Raw genomic sequence first — 2909 nt, 5'->3', positions numbered from 1 at the left:
GCGCTCGACTTCGGCTGGGACCATCCCTCGGCCGCCGTTGAACTGGCGTGGGATACGGAAGCCGACATCGTCTATGTCTCGAAGGCGCATCGAGCATCGCAGCAGACGCCAGCCATGCAGGCGATCGCTCTGAAGCCGTGGGGATCATGGTTGCCGTGGTCCTGGCCGCGTGACGGCCGGAGAGAGACGCTGGAAGGCGCAGGCATCGCACTGGCAAATCAGTATCGCACCCACGGGCTCAACATGCTTGGGACGCATGCGCAGTTCCCGGACGGCTCGGTTTCGGTCGAGGCTGGTCTGATGGACATGCTGGATCGCATGCAGTCCGGTCGCTTCAAGGTGTTCTCAACCCTGGTCGAATGGTTTGAAGAATTTCGGCTGTATCACCGAAAGGACGGCCAAGTCGTCAAGTTGCGAGACGATGTGATGTCGGCAACGCGGTACGGCGTCATGATGCTGCGAGAAGCTGTGGTTGATCCTGCGGAGTTCGCAGCGGTGAAGCGCAGCAGGAAGCAATCCGATCCACTGGCGGCATACCGATGAGCGAATTCGTGCAGCGCCTGGACAAGCGGACGGGCGATTACATCAAGATCGAAGTGCGGTCCGGTCGAGTGATCGGCGATCCGCAGAAGCGCAAGTTCGCTGATGCCGACGAGATTGAGCCAATCGAGATCGAGCAGCGCCGCACATCGCACCCTGATCCGCTGGCAGCTTTCCGTTGATGCGCACCAGCGGGGAGAGTGACCTAGTATCCCATCACAGTTTTGAGGTCTGATGCCGCCTGGCTGAGCGCACCGGCAGGAGTATTCAGCCAGCCTGGGACGATAAGTGTCCGATACATTTTGGTCTCCTGCTTATTTATCAGATTCGGGTTCCTATCCAGCGCGAACGCAATCAACGATCGTTCGACAAACCGGATGTCGTTATGTCGCGCTGTAGATGGTCGGGAGAACTGCCATGTCCCCGGCGTGGTTCTTGCATAGAAGTACATCACTGGCGTCCCTTTGATGCCCGAAGCCAAAACCGAGTTGAACTTTCTGACCTTGTCGACCGACAGACACTCCGCCTTGAAACTCTGGCGCTCAGCCTTGCCTACATACCACGGCAGGATACCGCCACCGGATCGAAGCCCGAAGACGTAGCAGCCGCACGTTTGAGAGAGCCAATCTTCGGTCGCCTCTACTTTGTTCCAGAACGCCGCTCGAAACCCGTCGTCCAAAAAAATCAAATTATCTTCCTTGGATCGGGGCAACACAAATGGACCGTACAGATAGTACTTCAAGAAAACCCTCCCGACTTTATGTTACGCTCGACGGGCTAGCACCCCGCGATCACTTAGTGCAATGGAAAGCGCCGCGAACAACTGATGGCTACGTCAACATGTCATCGGTCTCATGACGGTTCGCATCGTCGGCGGCAACATCCGCGACCTGTCCTACATCGCCGCGAACCTGCGGCCGCAAGACAAGGCAGAGATCCACTGTCAGCTTGATGGTTGGACGCCTGCGACACTGGCGCTGCACGCCATGCAAGGTCCGGCCTATGTGGTCGAGCTCGACGGCAATCCGGAGGCAGCATTCGGCGCCGCTCAACTGCGCAGTGGTCTATGGATCGCCTGGTCGTGGGGTACTCGGCGCATGAAACGCTGCGTCCCTCGGATCACGAAGTTCTTCTGGGAAGTGCTCGGGCCGGACGTGGCCGCACAAGGCGCATGGCGGGTCGAGGCGCGGGCATTGGCATCGAATGACTTGGCACTGCGCTGGCTCCACCGCCTCGGTGCAACGGAACGCTGCCGCCTGCCTGCCTTCGGAAAGAACGGCGAAGACTTCATCCTGTTCGATTGGACAAGAGAGACCTGGAACCATGTGCCTATTCAACAAGCCACCGGAATTGAAGCCACTGCCGCCGACGCCAACGGCTACCGATGCCGACGTGCAGAAGCGTGAAGAGGCAATGCGCCTGGCTCTCGCCTCCAAGACCGATACGGCGTCGACCGTGAAAACTGACCTCGCGCCCTCTGCCCTGGTTGGACAGAAGCGCGTGCTGCTGGGAGTTTGATCATGGCCGGTCGCAATGCACCTTCACAGCACAACGGGCCGTTCCGTTCACAGCCTGTTGCACCGGCCACGACCGAAACCAAGATCTCTGCGGCGGCTATGCCTGCCGGTGGGGTTGGCTGGACAGGCTGGCTCTCGGCGATCTGGTACGCGCTTGCCGGGGTGACAGCAGGGTCGGCCGATGCTGGCGGCTCGATGAAGGCTGGTGGCGTTTACAACGCCACGCCAGCGACTTTGACGACTGGCCAGCGCGCCGACTTCCAGACCGACAATTTGCAGAACCTCAAAGTGGTGCTGAGCACCAATGCCGGCGGCGGCGTTGCGCTACAGGCTATCGCGACGAATGCCGATGGCGTCGCTACCAGCTCGTCGGCATCGACCTTGGCGACGGTCTCACGCGGGACGAAGTTCAACGGCACATCATACGATCGCGACCGCAAGCCGAACGGGACCAAGATCCTGCCATCGGCGGCTGCATCGACCAACGCCGACTTTGCCAAGGCCTCGGCTGGCGATCTGCACTGCATCAGCGGCGTCAATGCCGCTGCTTCGGTGCGCTATCTGAAGCTGTTCAACAAGACATCTGCCCCCACGGTCGGAACGGATGTCCCGGTGATGGTCATCGCCTTGCCCGTAGGAGCGTTCAACATCAACCTGAACGGTCACTACTTCAGCACCGGCATCGCATTCGCCCTCACCACCGGCGCCGCGCTCCTCGACACCGGCGCCGTCACCGCTGCCGACGTCGTCGGCCTGACCCTGACGTATGCCTAATGGCTGATACCGGCGATTCCCGTGCACGTGACGTGCTGTCGCGACAGTCCGAACTCGAGACCGAGCGCGCCCACTCCG

5 protein-coding genes are annotated in these 2909 nt (G+C 60.4%); 4 read left to right on the top strand and 1 reads right to left on the bottom strand.

The features are described 5' to 3' along the window. Both EOB49_RS32565 and EOB49_RS32560 read left to right on the top strand, forming a co-directional pair. Positions 1-543 (top strand): terminase (locus EOB49_RS32565; protein WP_245472945.1); only part of this gene is annotated, 543 nt, incomplete at its 5' end. Then, the gene (locus EOB49_RS32560) at positions 540-722 is read left to right on the top strand and encodes a hypothetical protein (protein WP_127383378.1); all 183 of its coding nucleotides are present in this window, start codon (positions 540-542) and stop codon (positions 720-722) included. The genes EOB49_RS32565 and EOB49_RS32560, both read left to right, overlap by 4 nt. A gap of 23 nt (positions 723-745) precedes the next feature. Here EOB49_RS32560 and EOB49_RS32555 read toward each other — a convergent pair whose 3' ends face one another. Further along, entirely contained in the window at positions 746-1282 is a 537-nt protein-coding gene (locus tag EOB49_RS32555; protein ID WP_127383377.1) for a hypothetical protein, read from the bottom strand. A 112-nt stretch (positions 1283-1394) separates the two neighbouring features. Here EOB49_RS32555 and EOB49_RS32550 point away from each other — a divergent pair, with 112 nt between their 5' ends. Beyond that, positions 1395-1946, top strand: coding sequence for a hypothetical protein (locus EOB49_RS32550; protein WP_127383376.1), 552 nt, complete (start codon positions 1395-1397; stop codon positions 1944-1946). Positions 1947-2060: 114 nt separating this feature from the next. Beyond that, entirely contained in the window at positions 2061-2831 is a 771-nt protein-coding gene (locus EOB49_RS32545; protein ID WP_127383375.1) for a hypothetical protein, read from the top strand. Positions 2832-2909 lie beyond the last annotated feature (78 nt).

This window comes from Mesorhizobium sp. M7A.F.Ca.MR.148.00.0.0 (genome assembly GCF_003997735.1).
Classification (GTDB): Bacteria; Pseudomonadota; Alphaproteobacteria; order Rhizobiales; family Rhizobiaceae; genus Mesorhizobium.
This window is presented reverse-complemented; position numbering and strand designations above follow the sequence as displayed.